Annotated in this window: 7 protein-coding genes; 1 reads left to right on the top strand and 6 read right to left on the bottom strand. The window is 72.6% G+C overall.

What is annotated here, in order from left to right; translation table 11 throughout:
- Positions 1-378: 378 nt before the first annotated feature.
- From AOK03_RS42775 to AOK03_RS25680, 3 genes are read right to left on the bottom strand one after another with little or no spacing between them, the layout of a single operon-like run.
- Complete coding sequence (locus AOK03_RS42775; protein WP_244177746.1) at positions 379-1,710, bottom strand: hypothetical protein; 1,332 nt, start codon at positions 1,708-1,710, stop codon at positions 379-381.
- On the bottom strand, positions 1,710-2,921 hold the full coding sequence (locus AOK03_RS25685; protein ID WP_055567708.1) for a hypothetical protein: 1,212 nt from the start codon (positions 2,919-2,921) through the stop codon (positions 1,710-1,712). The genes AOK03_RS42775 and AOK03_RS25685 overlap by 1 nt, the downstream gene beginning before the upstream one ends.
- Entirely contained in the window at positions 2,918-3,862 is a 945-nt protein-coding gene (locus tag AOK03_RS25680; RefSeq protein WP_208609593.1) for a COG1470 family protein, read from the bottom strand. The genes AOK03_RS25685 and AOK03_RS25680 overlap by 4 nt, the downstream gene beginning before the upstream one ends.
- On the opposite strand from AOK03_RS25680, the gene AOK03_RS43215 reads away from it, so the two are divergent.
- Complete coding sequence (locus tag AOK03_RS43215) at positions 3,816-4,067, top strand: hypothetical protein (RefSeq protein WP_167355643.1); 252 nt, start codon at positions 3,816-3,818, stop codon at positions 4,065-4,067. The two genes, AOK03_RS25680 and AOK03_RS43215, sit on opposite strands and share 47 nt — an antisense overlap.
- Positions 4,068-4,089: 22 nt before the next feature.
- On the opposite strand, the gene AOK03_RS25675 is transcribed toward AOK03_RS43215, so the two are convergent.
- The 3 genes from AOK03_RS25675 to AOK03_RS25665 all read right to left on the bottom strand — a co-directional run bounded on the left by AOK03_RS25675 (position 4,090) and on the right by AOK03_RS25665 (position 6,248).
- Positions 4,090-4,836, bottom strand: coding sequence for an LPXTG cell wall anchor domain-containing protein (locus AOK03_RS25675; RefSeq protein ID WP_055567707.1), 747 nt, complete (start codon positions 4,834-4,836; stop codon positions 4,090-4,092).
- A gap of 264 nt (positions 4,837-5,100) precedes the next feature.
- Positions 5,101-5,610, bottom strand: a complete 510-nt coding sequence (locus AOK03_RS25670) for an ATP-binding protein (protein WP_055567706.1) — start codon at positions 5,608-5,610, stop codon at positions 5,101-5,103.
- 269 nt (positions 5,611-5,879) lie between these two features.
- Complete coding sequence (locus AOK03_RS25665) at positions 5,880-6,248, bottom strand: STAS domain-containing protein (protein WP_055567705.1); 369 nt, start codon at positions 6,246-6,248, stop codon at positions 5,880-5,882.
- Positions 6,249-6,264 lie beyond the last annotated feature (16 nt).

Below are 6,264 nucleotides of genomic sequence, written 5' to 3'. Positions count from 1 at the left end.
TCCGCACGGTGTCAGGCCCCGCACACGGGGGCCCGCTCCTCCGGACCCCGGGCATGGCCCAGTCCATCCTGCGCTGGCTGCGGGCCCATGCGTAGCGTCTGCCCACGCCGGTCCGTGGGCGACTGCGGGCCGTAGCGGGTTGCAGGTCGCCCTCCACGCAACGCCTCCCGCGCGGAGGTGCGGTCAAGGGGCGCGGGGAACTGCNNGACGCGTCTGCCTCCGGCGGTTCGACGGCGGGTGCGGGTCTGTTCCCGGTTGCTCGCGCAGTTCCCCGGGCCCCTTGAAGGGCGCCTCCGGCGCCCACACAGGGGCCCGGGGAACTGCGCGCTCAGCCACGAACAACCCGCGGCGGGCATCCGGCGTGAACCGGGGTGCGGGTCAGCGCAGGCCGCCGCGCCTCCTGGGGAGGAAGGTGAAGACCGCTCCGCCCAGGAGGATCACCGTGCCGGCGACCAGGCCGAGCGCCCGCAGCGCCCCGTTGTCGTCGGCGCCCGTGTCCGCGAGACCGCCGCCCGAGGACGAGCCGCCGCCCCCCGTCGCCGTACCGCCACCCGCGTCGGAGCCGCCCGCCGAACCGGAGCCGCCCGCCGCTCCGCCCGGCTGCGCGGACGTGTCGAGTTCGAGGGAGACCTCGCTCTTGGCCGGCGTGCACGTCGTGGTCGTGCCCAGCGCCTTCACGGTCAGGACACCCGGTGACAGCGTCGACTTGCCGTCGGCGCCCGGCTTGTACGTCCCCGTCAGGTCGGGAATCGTCATCGGGTCGCCGGACTTGATGGGCTCCTTGTTGGTCGGGCCCTCGACGTGCACCGTGCCCTTGTCCGCGCCGCCCAGCTCGACCTCCATCGACGGCTTCACGGAGTCCGCGGGGATGTCGGCCGGGCTGTCCATCACGGCCTTCTTGAACTGCACGGTCAGGCCGTAACTCGCGCCGTCCTTCTTGGCGTTGATCTGGACCGGCGAGGTGGCTTCCTTGTCGCCGATGGGCGTCTTGCACTTGTACGGGGTCTGGACCTCCTTGCCGGGGAAGTCGGTCTTCCCGTCGCCCCCGCCGGTGGAGCCGCCCGCGTTCCCGCCGGTGGACCCACCCGACGTACCGCCAGTACCGCCGGTACCGCCCGTGCCACCGGTTCCACCGGTCCCGCCCGTGCCGCCCGAACTGCCCCCGCCCTCCGTCACCTTGATCGTCGCGCCCGCCTTCACCTGCTCCTTCGGCGTGCACTTGGTGTCGGTCGAGATCGGCTTGTTGACGTTGATGTTGTACGCGTCCGGGGTCAGCGTCACCTCGCCCGCCGCCGTCAGCTTCAGCTTGCCCTTCATGTCGGAGAGGATCATGGGGCTGTTCTTCTTGATGGGCGGGTTCTTGCGCTCCCCCGCCATCTTCAGGTCACCGCTCTGGCCGCCGCCCAGCTTGATCGTGCCGGTCGGCAGCACCGTGTTCTCGGCCAGGTCGAGGACGTCCGGGTTCTTGGACGCGGCCTGCGTCGTCTTCCACACGACCTCGACCTCGTCGCCGACCTTCGCCGTGGCGGGCGCGGTGATCTCCACCTGGGTCGTGCCCTGCACGGGCGGCAGGTTGGAGATCGGCGGGGGGATGCACTCCGTCTTGTAGGCGACCTCGGCGGCCTGTGCGGGGCCCGCGGTCAGCAGAATGCCCGCTCCGCCCAGCAGGAGTGCGACCGAAGCCGCGCCCGCTCTCCGTCGTTGCGTGATCACGTGGTTCCCTTCGTCGGACTGTCGTCGGACGGTGCGGAGAGCCGGCCTGCGGGTGCGCCGGGGTCTGTGTCGGGGGTGAACCAGGGCAGGGCCGTCGTGGACTCCGTACCGCCGGAGCCGCTCGCGCCCGGTGCCCCCGTGGGGTTCGTACGAGGCGGGGACGCCGCGTGCGACGACGTGCGCGAGCCGCCCGCCGCCCGGGCGCTCCCGGCCCTCCGGTCCGCGTCGACCGCCCCTTGCGGGAGCCTCAACCGCGGTACCCGGCGGGCGAGTTCGGACAGGCCGCCGGTGCGGTGGCGGCCGGAGCGGGACGCGCGGCGCCGGTTCGGCCGGAGCCGGTCGACGACGGCCATGCCGATGCGGAAGACGGCCGCGGGCACGACGACGCAGAGGAGGATCCAGAAGACCGTCACGCCCCACGGGCGCCCCACGCCCCACGGCTGCTCGGCGAGGACCTTCCCGCCGAACTTCAGTGAGACCAGGTAGTCGCCGTGCGCGCCCGCCGAGAGCTCCACCGGCAGCTTGATCTGCGCCTTCTTGCCGGGCGCGATCGTGCCGCGCCACTGCTGCTCCTCCCACTGCGGCGCGAACACCCCGTGGGAGGTGCCGACCTGGAAGACCGGGTTCTTCACCGGCGCCGAGCCGACGTTGCCGACGGTGAACTCGAGCTTGCGCTGCGGCGGGGCGCCGAACCAGGTGAGCACTCCGCCGGAGCCTTCGAGACCGGTGTCCGTCAGGACGGAGAGCTTGCCGCCCCCGGCCTGCGCGGGCAGCGCCTTCACGGGGTGTCCCGCGACCTTCAGTACCGCATCGACCTGCTGCTTCTCGCCGGTCACCGCGGCGACGTGGACGACGCAGGGGCAGGGCTCCGGCGGCTCGGCCACGGGGAGCTTCTTGCTGAAGGCGCCGTCGTCGTCCGTGGTGACGGCCCGGCCGTCCGAATTGGCGCAGGAGTTGGTGCCGCCGACGACGCCCTTGCCGGGCGCCGACTGGCCGCAGACGAGCATCATCAGCAGGGCGTCGGGCCGCCACCCCGCGCCCTTGACGGTGACGGAGCCGCCCTTGCCCGCCTGGGAGGCGGAGAGCCGCACGGAGGGCTCGTCCTCGGCGGCGGCCGCCGAGGCCTGCGGCAGCAGCGTGCAGCCGAGGAGCGCCAGCACGGCCAGTACGGCTGCCGCCCCCGCGCCGGGCCTGTTCTTCCCGTTCACCGTTCGTCTCCCGTCCCCGCTGGCGCCAACTCCGTTGCTCCACACTTCTGTTCGGACACCGGCCCGGGTCCGGTTCCGGGGCTGGGCTCCTGCTCCCGGCCCTCCGCCGTACGTCGCCTCCGTCTGCGTACGAGATGCAGCGCCCCGCCCGCCGCGGCGAGCAGCAGCGCTCCCCCGCCCGCCACCGCGCCCCACGGCACGAAGCGGGCCGAGGCGGTGGCGGTGCCGCGGGCGCCGCCCGACGCCGTGGCCGTGAGCTCGACGTCGACCGCGTCGAGCGCCGGGGCGTCCGGCCACGGCTCGGTCAGGGAGACCCGGCGGCCGGGCAGGAGCTCGACCGGCAGCGTGCGCGCGGGGCGGTCGAGGAGGGTGCCGAAGACACCGTCCGCGTGCACCGCGAGCTTCGGGGTCAGCACGGTGTTGCCGCGGTTGACCAGGTCGTACGAGATGCTCCCGGCGTCGGTGTCGACCTCGACGCGTTCGACGGTGAGCGCCGAGAGCGACGGCCCGCCGACCCGCAGGTCCACGCGCACCCCCACCGTGCGGCCGCCGCCGCTCGCGACGATGGCCCCCGGGTGGTCGCCGGGCAGCGCGCCCGTGGGAACGGTCAGGGTGAAGGGCACCTCGGCGCGGGTCCGCGGCTCCACCTTCACCTGGCGTCTCGCGAAGGTGAGCCACGCCCCGGTGTCCTTCGGCCTGCCCTTGGCGGGGGTGACGGAGAACGCCCCGGAGCCGGTGTTCGCGGCGTCCGCGCCCCGCAGGGAGATCGTGCGGGGCTTCGGTCCCGGGTTGGTGACGGACAGGGTGTCCTGGAGCACGGCGCCCGGGGTGCCCTCCGCGTAGAAGGAGGGCCGCCCGTCCTTCGCGGGCCGTGTGCCGCCGCCCGCGGAGGGCGTGACGGACCACTCCGCCGAGCCGCCGCCGTCCGCGTGCGCGGGCACCGCGGCCGCCACCACCAGGGCGGCCGCGCACAGTGCGCCCCGCGCGGCGGACCTCGTCCACGGCTTCGGAGGCCTGTGGGGCCTGAGCGACCTCAGTGACCTCAGCGGCCCACGTGACCTCAGAGGCCCGCGTGACCTCAGCAGCTTCGGCGGCTTCGACGACTCGGATGGCTCGGACGACTCGGGCGGCATCGGCGGCTCCTGATCTTCCTGCGGGTCCTGCCGGGCTACCGCGAGCGAGCCGCCTGGTTCCTCCGGGTCAGCCAGAGCGCCCCGGCCGCCCCCGCGAGCAGCACGGTGCCGCCGAGGGTGCCGAGCGCGACGGCGGAGTCCGCGGGGCCGGTCTGCGGGAGCTCACCGCCGGAGGGCGCACTGTCGGAGCCGCCCGTGGTGCCGGAGCCGCCGGTCGCGTCGGAGCCGCCCGACGTGTCGCCCGAGCCGGAGCCGCCGGTGCCGCCGCCGGATCCCTTGACGTCCAGTTCGAGGGACGGCTTGGGGTTGTTGGACGGGGTGCACGTGGTCGTCGTACCGAGCGCCTTGATCGTGAGGACCCCGGCGGTGAAGGTGACCTTGCCGCTCTTCTTGGGCGTGTACGTCCCCGACAGGTCGCTGATCTTGATGGGGGTGTTGGCGGGGATGGCCTCGGCGTTCGTCGCACCGGATACCGGCACCGTGCCGCTCTCCGCGCCGCCCAGCTTGATCACCGCGCTTGGCTTCATCGCGCCCTTGCCGAGCTCCACGGGGCTGGAGGAAACGCCCTTCTGGAAGGACATGGTGAGCTTGTAGCCGCTGCCGCTCTTGACGCTCTTGATGTCGATCGGCGAGACGGCCCCCTTGTCGCCGATCGGCGTCTTGCACTGGTAGTTGACGTCCTGGACGGTGGCCTGCGCGGCGGGGGCGGCCATCAGCACCGCTGAGCCGCCGGCCAGGACGGTGGCGAGCGCGAGCGCGGCCGATTTTTTCGTGTGCGACACCTCGTTTGTCCCCTCATGCCGGTCGTGGCGTGCCGCGGTGCGGAGTTACTGGTGTTACTGACGGCACATCAGATTGGGCGCTCAAGGTACGCCCGGGACCTTGACGAGGGAAGACAAAAGACGCGCCGGATCCGTAGTGATCCGGCGCGTGTGCGAACCGTGGGTAACAGCTGTGGCCAGGGCTGGGCCTCAGGCCCTGCCGCAGGCCCTGATGCGGCCCCTGCCGCAGAGGGCGCGCCCGGCAGGCACGCCAGGGGGGGCGCACTAAGCGGGCGCGCCCAGCTCCGCCCAGACCGTCTTGCCCGCGACCCCGGGACTGCGGACGACGCCCCAGTCCAGGCAGAGCCGCTGCACGATGAACATTCCGTGCCCGCCGGGCCGCCCCGCGCGGTGCGGCGTGCGCGGTGCGGGCTGCCCCGTGCCACGGTCGGAGACCTCGATGCGCAGCACCTTGCCGTCGGTGGACAGCCAGAGCTCGTCGGGACCCTCGGCGTGCAGGCAGGCGTTGGTGACCAGCTCGGAGACGACGAGGAGCACGTCCTCGGCGGCCGCCCGCCGGTCCGCGCTCTCCGCGGGCAGCCAGCCCCATGCGTGGAGCGCCTGGCGCGTGTAGTCGCGGGCGAGCGGGACGATGCCGCTCGCGCCGTTCAGACTCAGCCTGCGGACCTGCCGGGCGGCGGGCGTCCCGGAGACCCCGCCCACGGGAGCGTCCGCGACTGCGGCCTCGGACTCCGGGCCACGGTCGCCCGGCGAGTAAGGCCGGGTGGTGCTCATCAGCGCTTCACCTCACCGACAAGAGGACTGAGGACTCTGAACTCTGGACAAGTAGAGAGCTCGGGGCGAGTAGGGGACATCGGCTGCTTGCCGTTCTGACTGTTGACTTTGCGGACCGCTGTCAGCGGATCCAGGTCTCTCCTGCCCGGACGAACCGTGAGAACACCCACTAGTTCGGCACGGCCCGTGTGACGCTGGTAACGCCATGATCACACAGCGACAACTGACGCATAACTTTCGCGTGTGACCATGACGGGCTCATGCCTTGCTCACTCACCCAGGGCCGCGGCAAGGGATTCGTGGACGGTGAAGACGGCCTCCGCCCCGGTGATCTCGAAGACCCTGGCGACCACCGGAAGCATCCCGGCCAGATGGACGCCGCCGCCGGCGGCCTCGGCCTTGAGCCGGGCGCCGAGCAGCACGTTGAGCCCCGTGGAATCACAGAATTCAAGGCGTGAGCAGTCGACGACAAGGCGTGCATAGCCGTCCGCCAGGCAATTTTCGAGTGGCTCACGCAACACGTCGGCGGTGTGGTGATCCAACTCACCCGCCGGGGTCACGACGGCACTCGTCCCCACCTTCCGGACTTCGACCAGAAGCCGGCCCCTGTGTGCGCTGCCGACCGTCCCGCGGTCCATGCCGTCTCTCTCTTCC

It is taken from the genome of Streptomyces atriruber (assembly GCF_001418325.1).
GTDB lineage: Bacteria > Actinomycetota > Actinomycetes > Streptomycetales > Streptomycetaceae > Streptomyces > Streptomyces atriruber.
The sequence above is the reverse complement of the archived record's forward strand: the minus strand, read 5'-3'. Positions and strand labels throughout refer to the sequence as shown.

Bases quoted from the DNA above. Each gene is read 5' to 3' on its own strand.
- AOK03_RS25665 (WP_055567705.1), bottom strand. From the start codon at position 6,248: ATGGACCGCGGGACGGTCGGCAGCGCACACAGGGGCCGGCTTCTGGTC.
- AOK03_RS25670 (WP_055567706.1), bottom strand. From the start codon at position 5,610: ATGAGCACCACCCGGCCTTACTCGCCGGGCGACCGTGGCCCGGAGTCC.